General features: G+C 66.5%; 16 protein-coding genes and 1 pseudogene. 12 read left to right on the forward strand and 5 right to left on the reverse strand.

Features of this window, described 5'->3' with window-relative positions; all coding sequences use genetic code 11:
- Positions 1-5 precede the first annotated feature (5 nt).
- The 4 genes from gatB to AC1DFE_RS06540 form a co-directional block, all read right to left on the reverse strand.
- A complete protein-coding gene (gatB, locus tag AC1DFE_RS06525; RefSeq protein WP_476905087.1) occupies positions 6-1,511 on the reverse strand; it encodes an Asp-tRNA(Asn)/Glu-tRNA(Gln) amidotransferase subunit GatB in 1,506 nt (501 codons plus the stop codon).
- Complete coding sequence (gene gatA / locus AC1DFE_RS06530) at positions 1,511-3,094, reverse strand: Asp-tRNA(Asn)/Glu-tRNA(Gln) amidotransferase subunit GatA (RefSeq protein WP_476905088.1); 1,584 nt, start codon at positions 3,092-3,094, stop codon at positions 1,511-1,513. Before gatA ends, gatB begins: the two co-directional genes overlap by 1 nt.
- A gap of 3 nt (positions 3,095-3,097) precedes the next feature.
- Positions 3,098-3,394 carry an Asp-tRNA(Asn)/Glu-tRNA(Gln) amidotransferase subunit GatC gene (gene gatC / locus AC1DFE_RS06535; protein WP_003802035.1) on the reverse strand — a complete coding sequence of 99 codons (297 nt, stop codon included), beginning with the start codon at positions 3,392-3,394 and terminating at the stop codon, positions 3,098-3,100.
- A 343-nt stretch (positions 3,395-3,737) separates the two neighbouring features.
- A complete protein-coding gene (locus AC1DFE_RS06540) occupies positions 3,738-5,219 on the reverse strand; it encodes a CitMHS family transporter (RefSeq protein ID WP_476905089.1) in 1,482 nt (493 codons plus the stop codon).
- Positions 5,220-5,396: 177 nt separating this feature from the next.
- Here AC1DFE_RS06540 and AC1DFE_RS06545 point away from each other — a divergent pair, with 177 nt between their 5' ends.
- Both AC1DFE_RS06545 and AC1DFE_RS06550 read left to right on the forward strand, forming a co-directional pair.
- Positions 5,397-7,130: a sensor histidine kinase gene (locus AC1DFE_RS06545; RefSeq protein WP_476905090.1), complete on the forward strand. Its 1,734-nt coding sequence runs from the start codon at positions 5,397-5,399 to the stop codon at positions 7,128-7,130.
- A 44-nt stretch (positions 7,131-7,174) separates the two neighbouring features.
- Complete coding sequence (locus AC1DFE_RS06550; protein WP_476905091.1) at positions 7,175-7,837, forward strand: response regulator; 663 nt, start codon at positions 7,175-7,177, stop codon at positions 7,835-7,837.
- Between the two features lie 189 nt (positions 7,838-8,026).
- Here AC1DFE_RS06550 and AC1DFE_RS06555 read toward each other — a convergent pair whose 3' ends face one another.
- Positions 8,027-9,601: an HNH endonuclease signature motif containing protein gene (locus AC1DFE_RS06555; protein WP_476905092.1), complete on the reverse strand. Its 1,575-nt coding sequence runs from the start codon at positions 9,599-9,601 to the stop codon at positions 8,027-8,029.
- Between the two features lie 169 nt (positions 9,602-9,770).
- Between AC1DFE_RS06555 and AC1DFE_RS06560 the strand changes: the two genes are divergently transcribed.
- From AC1DFE_RS06560 to AC1DFE_RS06605, 10 genes and pseudogenes are all read left to right on the forward strand, one after another.
- Positions 9,771-11,078 carry an IS110 family RNA-guided transposase gene (locus AC1DFE_RS06560; protein WP_476905093.1) on the forward strand — a complete coding sequence of 436 codons (1,308 nt, stop codon included), beginning with the start codon at positions 9,771-9,773 and terminating at the stop codon, positions 11,076-11,078.
- A gap of 148 nt (positions 11,079-11,226) precedes the next feature.
- Positions 11,227-11,526: pseudogene (locus AC1DFE_RS06565) on the forward strand (hypothetical protein); the annotation flags it as partial.
- A 223-nt stretch (positions 11,527-11,749) separates the two neighbouring features.
- Positions 11,750-12,916 (forward strand): ADP-forming succinate--CoA ligase subunit beta, encoded by a 1,167-nt coding sequence (sucC, locus tag AC1DFE_RS06570; protein WP_476905094.1) that lies wholly within the window; start codon positions 11,750-11,752, stop codon positions 12,914-12,916.
- A gap of 30 nt (positions 12,917-12,946) precedes the next feature.
- The gene (gene sucD / locus AC1DFE_RS06575; protein WP_476905095.1) at positions 12,947-13,849 is read left to right on the forward strand and encodes a succinate--CoA ligase subunit alpha; all 903 of its coding nucleotides are present in this window, start codon (positions 12,947-12,949) and stop codon (positions 13,847-13,849) included.
- A 172-nt stretch (positions 13,850-14,021) separates the two neighbouring features.
- Complete coding sequence (locus AC1DFE_RS06580; RefSeq protein ID WP_476905096.1) at positions 14,022-14,495, forward strand: SRPBCC family protein; 474 nt, start codon at positions 14,022-14,024, stop codon at positions 14,493-14,495.
- Between the two features lie 185 nt (positions 14,496-14,680).
- On the forward strand, positions 14,681-15,085 hold the full coding sequence (locus AC1DFE_RS06585) for a tautomerase family protein (protein ID WP_476905097.1): 405 nt from the start codon (positions 14,681-14,683) through the stop codon (positions 15,083-15,085).
- 223 nt (positions 15,086-15,308) lie between these two features.
- Complete coding sequence (iolC, locus tag AC1DFE_RS06590; protein WP_476905098.1) at positions 15,309-16,352, forward strand: 5-dehydro-2-deoxygluconokinase; 1,044 nt, start codon at positions 15,309-15,311, stop codon at positions 16,350-16,352.
- Entirely contained in the window at positions 16,349-17,284 is a 936-nt protein-coding gene (locus AC1DFE_RS06595) for a Cgl0159 family (beta/alpha)8-fold protein (protein WP_476905099.1), read from the forward strand. Before iolC ends, AC1DFE_RS06595 begins: the two co-directional genes overlap by 4 nt.
- Before the next feature lie 39 nt (positions 17,285-17,323).
- A complete protein-coding gene (iolD, locus tag AC1DFE_RS06600) occupies positions 17,324-19,252 on the forward strand; it encodes a 3D-(3,5/4)-trihydroxycyclohexane-1,2-dione acylhydrolase (decyclizing) (protein WP_476905157.1) in 1,929 nt (642 codons plus the stop codon).
- 30 nt (positions 19,253-19,282) lie between these two features.
- Positions 19,283-20,794, forward strand: a complete 1,512-nt coding sequence (locus tag AC1DFE_RS06605; RefSeq protein WP_476905100.1) for a CoA-acylating methylmalonate-semialdehyde dehydrogenase — start codon at positions 19,283-19,285, stop codon at positions 20,792-20,794.
- The last annotated feature ends 107 nt before the right edge of the window (positions 20,795-20,901 follow it).

Genomic DNA, 20,901 nt, shown 5'->3' on the forward strand with positions numbered 1-20,901 from the left:
GGCCGCTAAACGGTGACGCCGAGCTTCTCCAGGATCAGCTCGCGCACCCGGGCGGCGTCCGCCTGGCCGCGGGTGGCCTTCATGACAGCGCCGACGATGGCGCCGATGGCCTGTACCTTGCCGCCGCGGATCTTCTCAGCGACGTCGGGCTGCGCGGCCAGGGCTGCATCGATGGCCTCCAAGAGCGGGCCGTCGTCGGACACCACGGCCAGACCGCGCTTCTCGACGACCTCGGCCGGGGTGCCTTCGCCGGCGAGCACGCCGTCCAGCACCGCGGAGGCCATCTTGTTGTTGATCTTGCCCGCCTCCACCATGCGGCTCAGCTCCACGATGGTGGCAGGTGTGACGCCCAGCTGGCCGGGATCGACGTCGGCGTTCTTGGCGCGGCCCACGATCTCGCCCATCCACCACTTGCGGGCAACGGAGGCGGTGGCGCCGGCGGTGATGGTTTCCTCGATCTCGTCCAGCACGCCGGCGTTGACGACGTCCCGGAACTCAAGGTCCGAGTAGCCCCAGTCCTGCTTGAGCCGCTTGCGGCGCTCGGCCGGCGGCTCGGGCAGGGTCGCGCGGATCTCCTCCACCCATTCCCGGGAGGGAACCACGGGAACCAGGTCCGGCTCCGGGAAGTAGCGGTAGTCGTCGGCGTCGGACTTAGCCCGGCCCGACGTCGTCGTGCGCGTGTCCTCGTGCCAGTGGCGGGTTTCCTGGATCACCGGCTCGCCGGAGTCCAGGACGGCGGCGTGGCGCTGGATCTCGTAGCGGACGGCGTGTTCGACGGCGCGCAGCGAGTTCACGTTCTTCGTCTCGGAGCGGATGCCGAAGCGTTCGCGGCCGTGCGGGCGCAGCGAGACGTTGGCGTCGCAGCGGACGTTGCCGCGCTCCATCTTGGCGTCCGAGACGCCGAGGTTCTTGACGATCTCACGCACGGCGGCCACATAGGCCTTGGCGAGTTCGGGGGCGCGGGAACCCGCTCCCTCGATCGGCTTGGTGACGATCTCCACGAGCGGAACGCCAGCGCGGTTGTAGTCCACGAGCGAGTATTCCGCGCCCTGGATGCGTCCGGCCGAGCCGCCCAGGTGGGTCAGCTTGCCGGCGTCCTCCTCCATGTGTGCGCGCTCGATTTCGACACGGAACACGGTGCCGTCCTCGAGTTCGATGTCCAGGTAGCCGTCGTACGCGATGGGCTCGTCGTACTGGGACGTCTGGAAATTCTTGGGGGTGTCCGGGTAGAAGTAGTTCTTCCGGGCGAAGCGGCAGGTTTCGGCGATCTTGCAGTTAAGCGCCAGGCCGATCTTGATGGAGGACTCCACCGCCGTCCTGTTCACCACGGGCAGGACGCCGGGCATGCCCAGGTCCACCTCGTTAACGTTGGTGTTGGGCTCGTCGCCGAATACGTTGGGCGCGGAGGAGAACATCTTGGTCTTGGTGTTGAGCTCAACGTGGACCTCGAACCCCAGGACGGGATCATACTTCTCCATGGCTTCTTCGAAGCTCAGAGTTGCGTCAGACATCAGTGTGAACCTCCGTGGCTCGACGGGGCGTTGGCAAGGGATACAGTTGCCGGCAGTTCGGGGGCCTTGTCCAGCAGCGGCCCGCCCCATTTCGCTTCCAGCAGGGCTTCCAGGACAGCACCCACACGGTAGAGGCGGGCGTCTTCGCGGGCCGGTGCGAGCAGCTGGATGCCCACGGGCAGTCCGTCCTCGTCGGCCAGACCGCCGGGCAGCGACAGCCCCGGGACGCCGGCCATGTTGGCGGGGATGGTGGCGACGTCGTTGAGGTACATGGCCAGGGGGTCATCCAGCTTCTCGCCCAGCTTGAACGCCGTGGTGGGCGCCGTAGGGGAAATCAGGACGTCGGCCTTGGCGAAGGCGGCCTCGAAGTCGCGCTGGATGAGCGTGCGCACCTTCTGGGCTGAGCCGTAGTAGGCGTCGTAGTAGCCGGCGGACAGCGCGTACGTGCCCAGGATGATGCGGCGCTTGACCTCGTCGCCGAACCCGGCGGCGCGGGTGGCGCCCATGACGCGTTCGATGGTCAACGGCGGATCCTCGGGGAGCACGCGCAGGCCGTAGCGGACGCCGTCGAACTTGGCCAGGTTGGAGGAAGCCTCGGACGGCATGATCAGGTAGTAGGCGCCCAGCGCGTACTGGAAGTTGGGGCAGGACACCTCGACGATTTCCGCACCGGCCTCCTTGAGCAACTCCAGCGATTCGTTGAAGCGGTTCTCGACGCCGGCCTGGTAGCCCTCGCCGTGGAGTTCCTTGATGATGCCGATCTTCATGCCGTCCACATTGCCGAGACGTGCGGCGGCCACAAGGTCGCCCAGCGGGTCCGGCAGCGAGGTGGAGTCGTGCGGGTCGTGGCCGCCGATGACCTGCTGCAGCAGCGCCGAGTCCAGAACGGTGCGCGACACCGGGCCGATCTGGTCCAGCGAGGACGCCATGGCGATGGCGCCGTAGCGGGACACGCCGCCGTAGGTGGGCTTAACGCCCACCGTTCCGGTGACGGCACCGGGCTGGCGGATGGATCCACCGGTGTCCGTGCCGAGGGCCAGCGGCGCTTCGAACGCTGCGACGGCGGCAGCCGACCCGCCGCCCGAACCGCCGGGGATGCGGTCCAGGTCCCACGGGTTGCGGGTGGGGCCGAAGGCGGAGTGCTCGGTGGAGGAGCCCATGGCGAACTCGTCCAGGTTGGTCTTGCCCAGGATCGGCATCTTCGCGGCGCGCAGCTTCTTGACGACCGTGGCGTCATACGGGCTGTGCCAGCCTTCAAGGATTTTGGAGCCGGCCGTGGTGGGCTGGCCGATGGTGACGATCAGGTCCTTGACGGCGATCGGAACGCCGGCGAGCTCGTGCAGCTCCTCGGCGGCCTGCCCGCCTGCGGCGCGGATGGCGTCAACTTCGGCGGCGACGGCGAGCGCTTCCTCGGTGTTGACGTGCAGGAACGCGTTGACGCCGCGCTCCCCGCCATCGACGGCGGCGATGCGGTCCAGGTGCGCCTGGGTGACCTCGACGGCGGTGACCTCGCCTGCAGCGAGCTTCGCGGCCAGCTGGGCTGCGGAAAGACGGATGAGTTCCGTGCTGTTGGTTTCAGTCATGTTCTAATCCTCATCCAGGATTGCCGGGACCTTGAAGCGGTCTGCGTCCGAGTCCGGAGCGCCGGAGAGTGCCTGCTCGGCGGTGAACGTGTGGCCCACCTCGTCCTCGCGGAACACGTTGCTCAGCGGAATCGGGTGCGAAGTGGCCGGGACGCCGTCACCGGCGGCCTCACTCACGGATTTCACCGCGTCGACGATGACGGCGAGTTCGCCGGCCATCCTGTCCAGCTCTTCAGCACTCATCTCAATGTGCGCGAGCCGCGCTAGGTGCGCGACGTCGTCACGGTTGATCGCAGCCATGGATCTCCCTGCAAGTTCGGAATGGGTTTCCGGACTAGTCTACTGTCCGGAACCGGTACCCATCCGCACGTGCGCGCAGCCCTTGGCCGCCTCTCGGCGGCGAGCCGGACGATCCTCCGCGTGCTCGCTCGTACACCCCGCCGTCCCCTTCCCTCGCAAGCTCGGGCAGGGAACCCGACGGCGTGGCACTCCCTTAGACGCACGCTTCCGGATATCCGTCCCACCACCGATGTGCCTACGTCGCCCTTTGCTGTTTCAGGCAAACCAAGAAAGCAGAGTGCGGAAATCCGTTCCGCACTCTGCTTTCCTTTTTATTTGTTTGTCCTGGTTGTTCTTGTCCTGCCTAGCCGATGCCGATTGCTCCGGTCACGACTGCTACTGCCAGCATGACGAGGGCTACTACTGCGCTCCTCCAGAGGACCTTCTTGTGGTGGTCGCCCAGGTCTACCTTGGCCAGCGAGACCAGGAGCAGGATAGCGGGAACCAGCGGGCTCTGCATGTGGAACGGCTGGCCGGTGATGGAGGCACGGGCCATCTCGGCGGCGCTGACGCCGTAGTGTGCGGCGGTCTCGCTCAGGACGGGCAGCACGCCGAAGTAGAAGGCGTCGTTGCTCATGAAGAACGTCATGGGAATGCTGAGCACGCCGGTGATGACACCCATGAGCGGACCCATGCTGGAGGGGATGATCTGGACCAGCCACGCGGACATTGCTTCAACCATGCCGGTGCCGGTCAGGACGCCGGTGAGGACTGCGGCTGCCATGACCATGCTGACGACGGCGACGATCGACGGGGCGTGGGCCACGAGCTGCGCGCCCTGGTCCTTGACGTGCGGGAAGTTCACCAGCAGGGCGATGGCGGAGCCCACCATGAAGACGTAAGGCAGGGGCACGAGGTCGGCGATGAGCATGCCCATCACGGCGACGGTCAGGGCCAGGTTGAACCACTGCAGCTTGGGGCGCAGGGTCTTGCGGTTGGGGTCCAGCGCGGTGTCCGCCATGGCGGTGTCGCTGACGTCGACCAGGATTTCAGTGCGTTCCAGGACAGCCACGGACGAACCTTCAGATGAACCGCCGACGGCGGGGCCTCCCGTTGCGGGAACAGGTGCGGTACCGCGGCCCGAACCACCACGGCCGGCGCGGCCGCCGGCGGCAGCTCCGCCGTCGAACTCTGCAGCCGTTCCCGGGACGCCCCAGATCTGCGGCTGTGTGGCGCGGAGGCGGTTGCGTTCCTGCATGCCGAGCACCCAGGCGAAGACGAGGACGACGGCGAGGCCGGCGACCAGCGACGGGATCATGGGAACGAAGACCTCGTTGACGTCGATCTTCAGGGCGCTGGCGGCGCGGGCGGTGGGGCCGCCCCAGGGCACGATGTTCATGGTGCCGTTGGCCAGGCCGGCCACACAGGTGAGGACCACCGGGCTCATCTTCAGGCGGAGGTAGATCGGCAGCATGGCGGCCGTGGTGAGGATGAAGGTGGTGGAGCCGTCGCCGTCCAGGGACACCGCGGCGGCCAGGAGCGCTGTGCCCAGGACCACCTTGGCGGGGTCATTGCCGAGCTTGCGCAGGATGAACCGGACCAGCGGGTCGAACAGCCCGACGTCGATCATCAGGCCGAAGTAGATGATCGCGAACATCAGCAGCGCGGCGGTGGACGTCATGGACTTCATCGAGGTCATGACCATGTCGCCGATGCCGAGGCCGGCGCCTGCGAAAAGACCGAAAATGGTGGGGACGATGATCAGCGCCAGCACTGGCGTCAACTTCTTCGTCATGATCAGCACCATGAAAACCGCGATCATGGCGAATCCAAGTAATACCAGCACAGCCGGCTCCTTTTAGTGAACGGCACCACCCCGGTGTGATGCGCACTACAGACGTTAGAGTGGCCCCCGTCACGGCAGTGCCTTTGGCTCAATTGATTGGCATACTGCTTATTGGGAGCATTTTGCGCATTCTGCTCAAACGGCCCCGCCGCCATCCCAAACCCACAGAGGAATGCCATGATGAGCCCCGCCGGAAGGCTTCCGCTCAGGTTCTCCACCCAGACGCTGCTCCTGCAGCTGGGCGTGGTGCTCCTGGTGGTGCTCCTCAGCGGAGCGGTGCACGCGTGGCTGACGTTTGAGCGGCTGGGCCTCGAGGCGGAAAACCAGGCCCTCACCCTGGCCCGGACTGTGGCCTCGGACCCTTCCGTCCGCGCCGACGTCCAGGCCATCAGCCGGCAGGCCGGCACTCCCCCGCCCGCGGAACTGAAGGCGGGCCCGCTCATGGCAGTGGCCGAGGGCGCCAGGGCGCGCACCGGCGCATTGTTCGTGGTGATCACCGACGAGACGGGGCTGCGGCTGGCACATCCCGACGCCGACCGGCTGGGCGAGCGGGTCAGCACCGACCCGTCCGAGGCACTGGCTGGCCGCGAGGTGACCACCCGCAACACCGGCACGCTGGGCCCGTCGGCCGGGGCGAAGGTCCCCGTGTTCGCGCCGGACACGGGTTCGGGCTCCGGTTCCGGTTCAGTTTCCGGTTCCCGGACCGTCGTCGGGGAGGTGAGCGTCGGTTATTCCACCGAGTCCATCGGGCAGAGCCTCGCCCGGGACATCGTGCCGATCGTGCTGACCGCAGCCGGTTCGCTCGCGGCCGGGGTCCTGGCCTCGTTCCTGCTGCGGCGGCGGCTGCAGCGGCTCACGCTCGGCCTGGAACCGGAGGAAATCGGCGCGCTGGTGCACGACCAGGTGGCGGTCCTGGAAGGCGTGGACGAAGGGGTCGTTGGCATTTCAGCCGACGGCCGGATCAGCGTGTTCAACGCCGGCGCCCAGCGACTCCTCGGCCAGCACGACCTGTCCGGCCAGCTCTGGATGGACGCCCCGGTACCGGCCCGGCTCAAGGCCCTTACTCTGCCTGATGCCCGGGAGGGCGAAGCCGTGGAACTGGTGGCCGGCGAGCAGGTTCTCGTGGCCAGCGCACGGAAGGCGCTGCACCGCCGCGAAGACCTGGGCTGGGTGGTCATGCTCCGTGACCGCACCGAACTGCAGCACCTGACGCGGCAGCTCGACGCCGTCGGGACCATGTCCACCGCGCTGCGGGCGCAGCGGCACGAGTTCGCCAACCAGCTGCACACAATTGCCGGGTTCATGAGCATCGGCCAGCACCAGCAGGCGCGGAACTACCTTGAGCGGATCGCCGCCACGGGCCCGCTGAAGTTCCCCGTGGACCAGGCTGAACTGCTGCAGGACCCGTATCTGCAGGCGTTCATCGGCGCCAAGGGCGTCGAGGCCGACGAGCGGGGAGTATCGTTGCGGATCGGGCCGGAAACCCTGGTGCGCGGCCAGGTGACGGAGCCGCAGGACGTCACCACGGTGCTCGGAAACCTCATCGACAACGCCGTCAACGCGGCGGTCGCCGGCACGGCCGCCGAGCGCTGGGTGGAACTTGAGTTGCTCGACGAGGCGGACGACAGCGGCGGCACCCTTCACGTCGTCGTCGCCGACTCCGGCGACGGACTGCCGGAGGGCGAAAATCCGGAGGCTGTGTTTGCGGAGGGGTTTACGACGGCGGCCGGCCGGGTTCTTCAGGGGCAGGTCCGGGCCGCAGGCGGCCATGGTCTGGGCCTGGCCCTCGCCCGGCAGCTGGCGCGGCGCCGTGGGGGCGACGTCAAGGTGCTGGAGCCAGGAAACGCGGGTGGCCCCGGCGCGGTGTTCATGGCCACGTTGCCGGGCACCACCACCGCGCGCAGAGACTGATTTGATCGCGCTAAGACTGATGGATACCGGACGGAAGGACGAGGATGTCTGAGGATTTCAGGGTGCTGATCGTGGATGACGACTTCCACGTCGCCAAGCTCCACGCCGCCTATGTGGATTCCGTGGCCGGGTTCCTGGCGCTGCCGCCGGCGGGTTCGGCGTCGCTGGCGCTGCAGTCCATCCACAGCCTGCGCCCAGACCTGGTGCTGCTGGACGTGTACCTGCCGGACGCCTCGGGCCTGGACCTCCTGCACCAGCTGGACGTGGACACCATGATCCTGAGTGCGGCGTCAGATGCCGCATCGCTGCGGACTGCGTTCCGGCGTGGCGCCCTCGGGTACCTGCTGAAGCCGTTCACTGCCGAGTCCTTGTCACAGCAACTGCGCTCCTACGCCCGGTACCGGCGGATCCTCGGCCAGCCCGGCTCCTTGGACCAGGACACCGTGGAGCGGGCGAAACGGGCACTCATTCCGGGGGACGTCTCGCTGTCGGCCAAGCCCAGGTCGGCGACGGAGGCGGCGGTGCTGGAGTCGCTGGTTCCGGGCGAGCAGTACTCAGCGGCCGACGTCGCCGGGCGGGTTGGCGTGTCCCGCGCCACCGCCCAGCGGTACCTGTCCTCGCTGGCGGACGACGGCGCCGTCGAAATCCAGCTCCGCTACGGCACCACCGGCCGGCCCGAACACCGCTACGGCCTGCCGGCTTCCTAGGGCGCGAACGTACAGTTGTGGCCCCGGAACCGGCGCGGTCAGGGTCCTCAACTGTTCGTTCGAGCTCTGCTGCTATCGCTGAGCGGGTCCAGCCTCCATCGGCCACGGCTGAGGCGGACAACCGGCGACGCCCAGTTCACCACCAGGGCAGTCGCTAATCGGCGGTGGCTCAACTCTTAGCCCACGTGCTTAGGCTGCTTCATTGCCTGTTTCACACTGTTCGGGCGTGCCGGTGTCAAGGCCATCCGGTTCGGCCGGGTCCTTGAGCATCGCTTGGATTTGTGGTGGCCAGTGGGGTGGTTCCCAGTCGGGTTGCTCGCTGGGATAGCGGCGGCCGGTGGGCGAGGTCCATCCCGGTGGGCTGTTGGCGCTGGCGGCCGTGGGGGTCCAGGCGGAGTTGTGTTTGAGGCGGTGGTGTTTGGGGCATGGTTGGGCCAGGTTGCTGATCCCGGTGGTCCCGCCGCGGGCCCAGGCGAGGAGGTGGTCGGCGTCGTTGTCCAGGGAGTGGCTGTTGCAGGCGGGGAACGTGCATTTCGCGTCCCTGAGCCGCAGCCATTGCCGCGGAGGTTTGGGGATGCGGTAGCTGGTCCGGCCGATTTCCAGGGGTGCGCCGTCGCGGGGGTCGGTGAGCACTCTCCGGAATGACGGGGCGCCGGCGACGAGTGCCCGGGCCATCGACGGCGGGATCGGCCCGTAGCCGTCGAGCATTGCCGGTTCCTCGCTCACGCCAAGCAGCGAAAGCGCCGGAACCGTGACCAGGACCTGGGCCACGGGTGAGGGCCCGCCGCCGGCGCCCTCCGGGCCCTGCGCTACCCCGTCGATACATCCGCCGGTGCGTGCGTCGCTGGCTCCGTTAGAGGTGTCGGCTGGTGTGGTTTCGAGGCCGGCTTTGAGGAGCCAGGTTGAGGCGACGTCGGCGCGGAGCTGGGTGAGGGTCCTGGCCTCGTTGGGTCCCTGCATGGCCCTCGCGGCTGCGGTGGTGCGGTCCCAGATCCCGGCCGCCTGGTCTGCGGGCAGATAGGCTGAGAACCAGGCCATCCCGTCACGGTCTGGGGCGTACTCCACCCGCCGGTCCGCCATACTGCGAGCGTGGCGTTTTTCGATGCTGACCGGGTGGTGCCGCTCCCGCCAGGTACGCACCTTCGCCCGGAACCGGCACGGGACAAGCTCCCCTGCCGGGATGCCGCGGGCCGCCTCCGGCGCGTCCGGGTCCAGGAAGTGCGCCTCCAGCGCTGCTGCCCCGGCAGGGTCGAGGTTCACGGTTTCGTCCACCATGATCCGGGCGTGCTGCCAAGACAGGGCCGCTGCCTGCAGCGCGGACAGCGTCAGCGGCCGGACGGTGGTCAGTTCAAGCGCGTCGACCAGCAGGGCACTGGCGGCGCGTTCACTGATGGTCAGGACACACGCGATCTCCGAGGTCACAGCCATCTCCCTCACGGTGCGGTCCTGCGGGGACTCGGCCGGTGAGGCCATGGCTTTTTCGGCGTTGGCATAGCCGGCGGTCAGCTGGACCTTCAGGGCCGCGAGACGGGCCTCCATCCTGGCCACCTCGGCCAGTCCATCCAAACACGCATCCGCCTGCTCCCGCAAAGGATCAACACCTGCCCCGCCCGGGCGCGCCTCCTGCTGATCCCGAAGCAGATCAGCGCCGGCCGGGGCACTCTGCAAAGGGGCGCTGAGCGTTCCGCGGCGGACAAAATCAGCCAGCACCGAAGTGGAGGCGTCGATGGCCTCCATCGTCTCGACAGCTGCACTGCTTTCCATACCCGAAGCCTTTCACGAGCCACTGACGGTAATGATGGAAGTGGTTATGTTGCGGTGTGACTCTGCCACTGACTGACGCCCGAAGGGTTTGTCTTCCAATTGATTTGTCCGCCGCAACATGACTGCTGTAAACGCGGCGGCCAGATGGACATGACCTCATAGGAGCCTGTTGCATCTGAAAGTCATCGCCGGGATCGACACTCACGCCGATACCCATCACGTCGCCGTTATCACCGAAACCGGCGTCCATGTCGCCGATAAGGAATTCCTGGCCGTCGGGTCCGGTTACCGGAAGATCATTCAGTTCATCGCCGGTTTCGGGCAAATCGTTGGTGTTGGAGTTGAGGGCACCGGCAGCTACGGTGCCGAGCTTTCCCGTGTCTTGGCCAAGGAAGGCATTCAGGTCCTGGAGGTCATGCGCCCGAACCGGCAGGCGCGCCGTCTCAAAGGAAAGTCGGATCCGTTGGATGCCTACCAGGCTGCGGAGTCCGCGCTGGCCGGCCGGGGCACCGCCACGCCCAAAACCCGGGACGGGGCCGTGGAGTCACTGCGCGTCCTGCGCGCCGAGCGGGCCACTGCGATGCGGGCACGGGTCGCGGTCATGAACCAGGTCCAGAGCATCCTTGTCTCCGCCCCTGAGTCTCTCCGCGCCAAATATCGGGGCCTGACCAGCGAAGCCCGGATGGCCGCGCTGGAAAAGACCCGCCCCGCCGGGGACATGTCAGAACCTCTGAACGCCACCGGGACGGCGCTGAAACGTCTCGCCGTGCGGTACCGGGCATTGCATCAGGAACTGGCGCTCATCGATGTCGAACTCGACGCGATCATCACCACCATTGCACCAATGCTCCGCGACCTGCACGGGGTCGGCACCGACGTGGCAAGCCAACTGCTGGTCACCGTGGGCGACAATCCAGAACGGATCGGCACCGAAGCGCAATTCGCCGCCCTTGTCGGAGTCGCACCGGTCCCCGCGTCCTCGGGAAAAACCACGCGCCACCGGCTCAGCCGCGGCGGGGACCGGCAGGCCAACAAAGCCATCCACCACGTCGCGCTCGTGCGGATGATGAGTGACACCCGCACCAAAAACTATGTCGCCAGACGCCGGGCCGAAGGCAAAAACACCAAGGAAATCATGCGCTGCCTCAAACGCTACATTGCCCGGGAAATTTACGACCAGCTCGTCCATCCGCAACCGGCACCGGATGCCGGTGCCCTCCGCATTCTTCGAACGAGGAAAAACATCACCCTTCAGGCCGCAGCGGACAGCCTCCACGTCTGGCCCACGGCGCTGTCCCGGCTCGAACGCGGACTGACCCGTCACGACGACTTCTACCAACGCTACGAAGACTGGCTCAACTCTCAATCCCAGAAACCGCAAAGACTGGCCCTGGGTTTGCCCGGGCTGAGCGGCAGTTTGACCAGCTCGGCGGGACCAACGGCGACAGGAGTCGGCGCGCCGCCGTCCCTGCCATAATGACCGGGCACCAAGGCTCTGGGGTCAAGGGCGGCCGCCAGGCCGTCGCGCAGCGATTGCAGACCCTTGACGCCGGAGCCTTCGACCCGGCCACATGCACGACGCGGGGCGGCCGGACCTCTTTGACATCTATAGGAGCATCAGCGCGGCACTCCTGACGCCCGGCCGGGCCCGGTATGGGGAATGCCGGTCCGGTGTCACGCAGATGGAAGCCGAGTACGGGCCTAAGGGAACTCCCAACGGCACAATCTCGAAGCTTCCCGTCCTGCCCGACGGTGGCAACCTCGAACGGAACGGCCTGCGGTGCTCCGCGTACCGCTCGGGGGTGGCCTGCGGCAACGTCTCCGGCGGCGTCGGTTTCTTCATCAGCCGGGATCATTACGAACTCATCTCGGGCAGCGGCAAAAACGTTCAAACGGCACCAGCCAAGTCCCCAAAAACCCCGTAATCCCGGGGTTTTTCTACGGTCCATAGAATAGTGTCCTTACTCACAGAACAGGTAGTCTGGAACGGGCCGGTCCCTTCAAAGGACTAGAGTTCCCAAAGGAGCATTGCGCCGCGCGGCTCGTTTCCGGACCTGCCGCAGGGCGTCTTAATTCCGCAGCCCGGTCCGCACCTTGGGTGTTGTCCGGCTGTACAGAAACTACTTCGACGTAGAAGGACACTAAACCGTGGACCTGTTTGAATATCAGGCGCGCGATATGTTCGAAGCGCACGGTGTACCCGTGCTCGCCGGCATCGTAGCGCACACCCCTGAAGAAGCAAAGGCAGCTGCCGAGAAGATCGGCGGCGTAACTGTCGTCAAGGCACAGGTTAAGGTCGGTGGCCGCGGCAAGGCCGGCGGCGTCAAGGTTGCCAAGTCCGCCGATGAGGCACTTGAGCACTCCACCAACATCCTGGGCATGGACATCAAGGGCCACACCGTCAACAAGGTGATGATTGCCCAGGGTGCAGACATCGCCGAGGAATACTACTTCTCCGTCCTTCTGGACCGGGCCAACCGCAACTACCTGGCCATGTGCTCGGTTGAAGGCGGCATGGAGATCGAGCAGCTCGCCGTTGAGCGGCCCGAGGCTCTGGCCAAGGTAGCCATCGACCCCGCAGTGGGCATCGACCAGGCCAAGGCTGACGAAATCGTCGCCGCAGCCGGCTTCGCTGAAGAACTGCGCGGCAAAGTCGCCGGCGTCATTCTGAAGCTCTGGGACGTCTTCAAGAAGGAAGACGCCACCCTCGTGGAGGTCAACCCCCTGGTTAAGACCGGCGCGGGCGAGATCGTCGCCCTCGACGGCAAGGTCACGCTCGACGAGAACGCTGAATTCCGCCACCCCAAGCACGCCCAGCTTGAGGACAAGGAATCCGCAGACCCGCTCGAGGCCAAGGCCAAGGCGCAGGACCTGAACTACGTCAAGCTGGACGGCGAAGTCGGCATCATCGGTAACGGTGCAGGCCTCGTCATGTCCACCCTGGACGTCGTCGCCTACGCCGGCGAGAACCACGGCAACGTCAAGCCCGCCAACTTCCTGGACATCGGCGGTGGAGCTTCGGCCGAGGTAATGGCCGCAGGCCTGGACGTCATCCTGGGTGACGAGCAGGTCAAGTCCGTGTTCGTCAACGTCTTCGGCGGCATCACCGCCTGTGACGCTGTCGCCAAGGGCATCGTGGGCGCACTGGCCGAGCTGGGCCAGCACGCGAACAAGCCGCTGGTTGTCCGCCTCGACGGCAACAACGTCGAAGAAGGCCGCCGCATCCTCGCCGAGGCCAACCACCCGCTGGTTACCCTGGCCGCCACCATGGACGAGGGCGCCGACAAGGCCGCCGAGCTCGCCAACGCCCGCTGATCGAGCCTGTCGAGATCTAGGAAAGAAAACATGTCTATTTATCTGAACAAGGACTCCAAGGTCATCGTCCAGGGCATCACGGGCGGCGAGGGCACCAAGCACACCGCCCTCATGCTCAAGGCCGGCACCAACATCGTGGGCGGCGTCAACGCCCGCAAGGCCGGCACCACCGTCCTGCACGGCGAAAACGAGATCACCGTTTTCGGGACCGTCAAGGAAGCCATGGCAGAAACCGGCGCCGACGTCTCCATCGTCTTCGTCCCGCCGGCATTCACCAAGAACGCCGTCGTTGAAGCCATCGAGGCCGGCATCGGCCTGGTCGTTGTCATCACCGAAGGCGTGCCGGTTCAGGACTCCGCCGAGTTCTGGGCGCTGGCACAGTCCAAGGTCGACGCCGACGGCAACCAGGTCACCCGCATCATCGGACCGAACTGCCCCGGCATCATCACCCCGGGCGAGGCCCTCGTGGGCATCACCCCGGCGAACATCACCGGCAAGGGCCCCATCGGCCTGGTCTCCAAGTCCGGCACGCTGACCTACCAGATGATGTACGAACTCCGCGACCTCGGCTTCTCCACCGCCATCGGCATCGGCGGTGACCCTGTCATCGGCACCACCCACATCGACGCCCTGGCTGCGTTCGAGGCTGACCCGGAGACCAAGGCCATCGTGATGATCGGCGAAATCGGCGGCGACGCCGAAGAGCGTGCCGCCGACTTCATCAAGGCCAACGTCACCAAGCCGGTCGTCGGCTACGTGGCAGGCTTCACCGCGCCGGAAGGCAAGACCATGGGCCACGCAGGCGCCATCGTCTCCGGTTCTGCCGGTACCGCCCAGGCCAAGAAGGAAGCCCTCGAGGCTGCGGGCGTGAAGGTCGGCAAGACGCCGTCCGAGACCGCCAAGCTGCTGCGCGAGGTCTTCGCAACGCTCTAAGCCGCGTTTCAGGCAACGCGGGGTCACTCCCAGCCCAATCCACCCCCCGGATTGGGCGCGGAGTGACCCCGCGTTGCTCTGTTTAAGCCTAGGCGGACAGACCCTTGCCACTGCGCGCAGTGAGGTCTATGTTGGCGGTCTCGAAGCACTGCAGCAGTGACAAGGACCCATCATGAGCAATGCACTTAAACTCACCATGCCGGACGGCGTCCCGTTCATTGACTTTGAACGGGAGTTCGATTTCCCGGTCGCGGACGTGTTCCGCGCGCACAAGGAGCCTGAGTTGATCACGCAGTGGCTGGGCCCGCGCGGCACCACCGTCGATATCGACCACTACGATTTCCGTTCCGGAGGCACCTATCTGTACAGCCACACCGGCCCGGACGGGGTGACGTACGCCTTCAGCGGCATCTTCCATACAGTCCGTGAAAACGACTTCGCCATCCAGACCTTCGAGTTCAGCGGCTACCCGGACATCGTCAGCATCGAATTCATGAGCTTCGAGGACCTTGGCGGAGGCAGGTGCCGGCTGCGGGCCCACTCTGTCTATCCCAGCCTGGAAGCCCGCGACGGGATGGCCCAATCAGGCATGGAAAGCGGCGTGTCTGACGGCTACGAGCGGCTCGAGGAACTGCTCGCCAAATAGGGCCCGCAGCACAATTAAATGGTCCGACGGCGGCCGGTGACCTTCCCCTTGAAGGTCACCGGCCGCCGTCGGACGTTTAACGCGAACGTTGCGCCCTCTCACCCTGCTGCTACCTGGTTGGGCTACACCTTGCACTAAGTTCGCGCTTTGATAGTATGTCAGGACAAACTATCAAAGGAAACGATATGCCGCTCGTACGAATCGATGTCCACTCGGGGCGTAACCGGGATGAACTCGATAGCCTCAGCCGGAGCATCCATGACGCCATCCTGGCTGAATATGGCATCCCGGAACGCGACTACTTCCACATCGTCACGGAGCACGCCCCGGGCCAGATCGTGGCGCAGGACGCGGGCCTTGGCTTCAAGCGCACCCGTGATGTCGTTATGATCCAGATATTCACGCAGGGCGGGCGTAGCCAGGAAGCGAAGCAGGGCCTTTTTGCAGCGGTGGCGGAGCGGTTGGCGGGCCTGGGGGTCGCCGGCGAGGACGTCTTCATTGGCTACGTCGAGAACACTGCGGGGGACTGGTCCTTCGGGTTCGGCCGGGCGCAGTATGTCACGGGGGAGCTCGCCGTACCCAAGAAGTAGGGGCCGGAACATTACCCCTGCCGGGGCTCGTTTGCGGCTCCGGAATACCCTTCGTCGGGTGTCATTGTGGTTGTTGTAAGTATGTCAGTACAAACCTTTGACAGGACATAAATTCTAGGGCACAGTAGTTCTTGTGGTCCCGCTCACGGGGCCGCGGAACGCCGGAGTCCTGGCCGTTCGGCTGCTTAGAGGTTGAGATCCAAAAGAAAGGTCCACGATTACCGTGACCCACGAACTGCTCACGATCGGGCGAATCAGTGTTGATATCTACCCGAACGACATCGGGGTAGGGCTGGAGGATGTCGCGTCCTTCGGCAAGTACCTCGGCGGCTCGCCTTCCAATGTTGCTGTCGCCGCTGCCCGCCATGGCCGCCGGACCGGGGTCATCACGCGTACCGGCGATGACCCGTTCGGTACGTACCTGCACCGCGAACTGGAGAAGTTCGGCGTCGATGATTCCTTCGTTTCCCCGGTCCAGGGGCTGCAGACCCCGGCGACGTTCTGCGCGATCCGGCCGCCGCATGATTTCCCGCTGTACTTCTATGGCCGGTTCCCCACGGCGCCGGACCTTCAGATCAAGGCCGACGAGCTCGACGTCAACGCCATCCGCGATGCGCAGATCTTCTGGTCCACGGTGACCGGACTGTGCCAGGAGCCGAGCCGCGGGGCGCACATCAGGGCCCACGAGGCCCGGCCCCGCACCGGCTTGAAGGATGGCCAATTCACCATCCTGGACCTCGACTACCGCCCCATGTTCTGGGCCTCCGAGGAGGAAGCCCGCGAGCAGGTGGCCCGCATCCTGCCCCACGTTACCGTCGCGATCGGCAACGACCAGGAATGCTCCGTGGCCGTAGGCCCGGGCACCCCGGATGAGCAGGCGGACCGCCTGCTGGACGCCGGCGTCGAAATCGCCGTCGTCAAGCTCGGCCCGGAGGGTGTGATGGCCAAGACCCGCACCGAGCGCGTGGTTTCCGCCCCCGTTCCGGTCGAGACCGTCAACGGCCTGGGCGCCGGCGACTCCTTCGGCGGCGCCTTCGTCCACGGACTGCTCTCCGGCTGGCCTCTCGCCCAGATTCTGGACTACGCGAACGCTGCCGGCGCCATTGTTGCCTCCCGGCTGTCCTGCGCGGATGCCATGCCCACCCCGGCCGAGGTTACCTCCCTGCTTGCCGAGCGCGGCCGCCTTGTACCTGGTGCTGTTGTACCCGATGCTGTTGTTCCCGGCGGGGATGGCAGCCAACTTGCCCACGAAGGAGCGGCCCTGTGAGTCTCAACCCCGGCACCGCAACCCTCGCGGTGGATGACAATCCCCGCCGCTATGAGCACCTGAGCACCATCCGCCTCGAAGACCCCGATGCGGTGGCCCGGGCTGCCAAGGCGCGCCGCCGCCACCCCGGACTGAAGTACGGCCGGCAGAACTTCATCGTCGCGGCCGACCACCCGGCCCGCGGCGCCATCTCCGTCGGCAATGATCCGGTGGCCATGGCGGACCGCCGCCAGCTCCTGGACCGGCTGCAGGTTGCACTGGCCAACCCCGCGGTGGACGGCGTTCTGGCTTCTCCGGACATCATGGACGACCTGCTGCTGCTGGGCGCCCTTGATGGCAAGCTCGTGTTCGGTTCGATGAACCGCGGCGGCCTCGCCGGCCTGGTCAACGAATTCGATGACCGCTTCACCGGCCACACCGCCGCGGCGCTGGAGGAACTGGGAGCGGACGGCGGCAAGATGCTGACCCGCATCTGCCTCAGCGACCCGGACACGGTGGCCCTGCTCGAGGCCACGGCTAGGGCGATCGACTCGCTTGCTGCACGCAAGCTCATCGCCATGGTGGAGCCCTTCCTGTCCGTCCGGGAGAATGGCCGGGTCCGCAATGATCTGAGCCCGGATGCCGTGATCAAGTCCATCGCCATCGCCGAGGGCCTCGGCTCCACCAGCGCCTACACGTGGATGAAGCTGCCGGTCGTGGCCGAGATGGAACGCGTCATGGCCGCCACCACCATGCCCACCGTGCTGCTGGGCGGAGACCCGGCAGGTACCCAGGACGAGGTGTTCGCCACCTGGGGAGCCGCCCTTGCCCTCCCCGGCGTGCAGGGACTCACCGTCGGCCGGACCCTGCTCTACCCGGCTGATGGGGATGTTGCCGGGGCTGTCGCCGCGGCCGCATCACTGCTCCACCACACCACAGAAGTATCGGAGTAACCTCCCATGGAGACGAAAACAGCAACCGGAACCCGCCGGATGACCGTGGCCCAGGCCGTGGTCGAATATCTTTCCAAGCAGTACACCGTCGATTCCGTCGGCGGGGTCGATTTCCGTGAACGCCTGATTCAGGGCATGTTCGGCATTTTCGGGCACGGCAACGTGGCCGGTGTGGGCCAGGCCCTGAAGCAGTACCAGCAGCTCGATCCGACGATCATGCCGTACTACCAGGGCCGCAACGAACAGGCCCAGTCCCACCAGGCCGTCGGCTACGCCCGGCACACCCGCCGCCGGCAGACCTTCGCGATCAGCACCTCGATCGGCCCGGGCTCGTCGAACCTGCTCACCGGTGCCGCGCTGGCCACCACCAACCGGCTGCCGGTGCTGCTGCTGCCGTCCGACACGTTCGCCACCCGGGCCGCGGACCCGGTGCTGCAGCAGCTCGAACAGCCCTACGCCTATGACCTCACCGTCAATGACGCGTTCCGGCCGCTGTCGAAGTTCTTTGACCGGGTCACCCGCCCGGAACAGCTGTTCTCCGCGTTCCACCACGGCCTGCGCGTCCTGACCGACCCGGCCGAGACCGGCGCGGTGACCATCTCGCTGCCCCAGGACGTCCAGGCCGAAGCCTTCGACGTACCTGAGGAGTTCCTGGCCGAGCGGGAGTGGCGGATCCGCCGGCCGGAAGCGGACGACGACGACATCCGCCGCGCCGCCGAGGCCATCCGGGTCGCGAAGCGGCCGCTGATCATCGCCGGCGGCGGCGTCCTGTACGCGTACGCCAACGAGGAACTGGCCAGGTTCGCCGAGCTGACCGGCATCCCTGTGGGCAACACGCAGGCCGGCGTCGGCGTCCTGCCCTGGGACCACAAGTACTCCCTCGGCGCGATCGGCTCCACGGGCACGACGGCGGCCAACGCCCTGGCAGCCGAAGCGGACCTGATCATCGGCATCGGCACCCGCTACGAGGACTTCACCACCGCGTCCCGGACCGCGTTCCAGAACCCGGACGTGCGCTTTGTGAACATCAATGTCGCACCGATCGACGCGTACAAGCACGGCACTTCGCTGCCGATCGTCGCCGACGCCCGCAAGGCCCTCGTCAAGCTCAACCAGGCCCTGGGCGGCTACCGCGTGGGCGCCGACCTGGAGCAGCAGATCGCTGCCGAGAAGCAGCGCTGGAACACCACGGTGGATACGGCCTTTGACACCCGGTTCACGCCGTTGCCGGCGCAGAACGAGATCATCGGGGCCACCAACCGGGCCATGGACGCCTCCGACGTGGTGATCTGCGCCGCCGGTTCCCTGCCCGGTGACCTGCACAAGATGTGGCGGGTCCGCGACCCGTTCGGCTACCACGTCGAATACGCCTACTCCTGCATGGGCTACGAAATCCCCGGTGGCCTGGGCGTCAAACGCGCAGCGCTGGCCGAGGCCGCGAACGGCGGCCCCCAGCGCGACGTCGTCGTCATGGTGGGGGACGGCTCCTACCTGATGATGCACACCGAACTGGTCACCGCCGTCGCCGAACGGATCAAGCTGATCGTGGTCCTGATCCAGAACCACGGCTACGCCTCCATCGGCTCGCTCTCCGAGTCCCTCGGCTCGCAGCGCTTCGGCACCCAGTACCGCGTCCTGGACGAGGAACAGCACAGCTTCGACGAGGGCGAGACCCTCCCGGTGGACCTGGCCCTGAACGCCGAATCCCTCGGCGTGAAGGTCATCCGGATCGAACCTGGCGAGAAAGCCATCGCCGAACTCGAACAGGCCATCCGCGACGCCAAGGCCGCCCCGGAACGCGGCGGGCCGATCGTGATCCACGTCGAATCCGACCCGCTGCTGGACGCACCGAGCTCAGAATCCTGGTGGGACGTGCCCGTCTCCGCAGTTTCGGAACTCGACTCCACCAAGCAGGCCTACCGGACCTACACCGACCACAAGAACCGCCAGCGCAAGCTGCTCGGCTAACCTCCCCCACAGACCAAGGAAGTCATCTCTATGTCAACGACGACCGTCACCACCACCATCAACCATTTCATCAACGGTGCCGAGACCGCCGGCGAAGGCGACCGCACCCAGCCCGTCTACAACCCGGCCACCGGCCAGGTCACCGCCGAACTGCGGCTGGCCAACCGGACCGACCTGGACACCACGGTCGCCGCCGCGCGCGCCGCCGCCGACTCCTGGGGCGATATCTCCCTGGCCAAGCGCACCGCGGTGCTGTTCAAGTTCCGCGAACTCGTCGCCGAGCACGTGAACGAACTCGCCGAGCTGATCACCGCCGAGCACGGCAAGGTCATCTCCGACGCCAAGGGCGAGATCGGCCGCGGCCTGGAGGTGATTGAGTTCGCCTGCGGCATCCCGTCGCTGCTCAAGGGTGATTACTCCGACCAGGTCTCTACCGGCATCGACGTCTTCTCCTTCCGCGAGCCGCTCGGCGTCGTCGCCGGCATCACCCCGTTCAACTTCCCGGTCATGGTCCCTTTGTGGATGGCTCCGATGGCGATCGCCGCCGGCAACGCCTTCATCCTCAAACCCTCCGAGCGCGACCCCTCCGCCTCGCTGCTGCTGGCCAAGCTCTGGAAGGACGCCGGGCTGCCCGACGGCGTGTTCCAGGTCCTGCACGGCGACAAGGAAACCGTTGACGGGCTGCTGACCCACCCGGACGTGGACGGCATCTCCTTCGTCGGATCCACCCCGATCGCCCAGTACGTCCACGAGACCGCCACCGCCCACGGCAAGCGCGTCCAGGCCCTGGGCGGGGCGAAGAACCACGCCATCGTGCTGCCCGACGCCGACCTGGACAACGCCGCCGACCACCTCGCCGCCGCCGCGTTCGGCTCCGCCGGGGAACGCTGCATGGCCATCTCCGTCGCCGTCGCAGTCGGGGACGCCGCGGACCTGCTGGTCAAAAAGGTCGAAGAACGCGCCCTGGCCGTCAAGGTCAACAACGGCACCGTCCCCGGCGCCGAAATGGGCCCGGTCATCACCCCCGCCTCCAAGGAACGCATCGTCAAGATCGTCACCGAAGCCGAAGCCGCCGGCGCTGCGATGGTGGTGGACGGCCGCGACCTCGTCATCCCCGGCCACGAAGAAGGCTTCTGGGTCGGGCCCACCGTCCTGGACCACGTCAAGACCGAAATGACCGCCTACACCGAGGAGATCTTCGGACCCGTCCTCGTCGTCGTCCGCGTTGATACGTTGGAAGACGGCATCAAGCTGATCAACTCCAACCCCTACGGCAACGGCACCGCCATCTTCACCTCCTCCGGCGCCGCAGCCCGCAAGTTCCAGCGCTCCGTCACCGTCGGCATGATCGGCATCAACGTGCCCCTGCCCGTCCCCGTGGCCTACCACTCCTTCGGCGGCTGGAAAGCATCCCTCTTCGGCGACAAGCACATCTACGGCCCAGAAGGCGTCTCCTTCTACACCCGCGGCAAGGTCGTCACCTCCCGCTGGCCCGAACCCACCCACGCCTCCGGCGCCTCCTACAACTTCCCCTCCAACTAATCCCCACGGACACCCGACTGACTGGCATTAGTTGTCGTTTTGAGCCCTCAGAACGACAACAACTGCGAGTCAGTTGGGTTAGCCGCCAAGGAACCCTGGCGGCCTGG

It is taken from the genome of Arthrobacter sp. 05T423 (assembly GCF_056396245.1).

Bases quoted from the DNA above. Each gene is read 5' to 3' on its own strand.
- gatC (WP_003802035.1), bottom strand. From the start codon at position 3,394: ATGGCTGCGATCAACCGTGACGACGTCGCGCACCTAGCGCGGCTCGCG.
- AC1DFE_RS06545 (WP_476905090.1), top strand. From the start codon at position 5,397: ATGATGAGCCCCGCCGGAAGGCTTCCGCTCAGGTTCTCCACCCAGACG.
- AC1DFE_RS06605 (WP_476905100.1), top strand. From the start codon at position 19,283: ATGTCAACGACGACCGTCACCACCACCATCAACCATTTCATCAACGGT.
- AC1DFE_RS06555 (WP_476905092.1), bottom strand. From the start codon at position 9,601: ATGGAAAGCAGTGCAGCTGTCGAGACGATGGAGGCCATCGACGCCTCC.
- AC1DFE_RS06580 (WP_476905096.1), top strand. From the start codon at position 14,022: ATGAGCAATGCACTTAAACTCACCATGCCGGACGGCGTCCCGTTCATT.
- iolD (WP_476905157.1), top strand. From the start codon at position 17,324: ATGACCGTGGCCCAGGCCGTGGTCGAATATCTTTCCAAGCAGTACACC.
- AC1DFE_RS06585 (WP_476905097.1), top strand. From the start codon at position 14,681: ATGCCGCTCGTACGAATCGATGTCCACTCGGGGCGTAACCGGGATGAA.
- gatA (WP_476905088.1), bottom strand. From the start codon at position 3,094: ATGACTGAAACCAACAGCACGGAACTCATCCGTCTTTCCGCAGCCCAG.
- sucD (WP_476905095.1), top strand. From the start codon at position 12,947: ATGTCTATTTATCTGAACAAGGACTCCAAGGTCATCGTCCAGGGCATC.
- gatB (WP_476905087.1), bottom strand. From the start codon at position 1,511: ATGTCTGACGCAACTCTGAGCTTCGAAGAAGCCATGGAGAAGTATGAT.
- AC1DFE_RS06550 (WP_476905091.1), top strand. From the start codon at position 7,175: ATGTCTGAGGATTTCAGGGTGCTGATCGTGGATGACGACTTCCACGTC.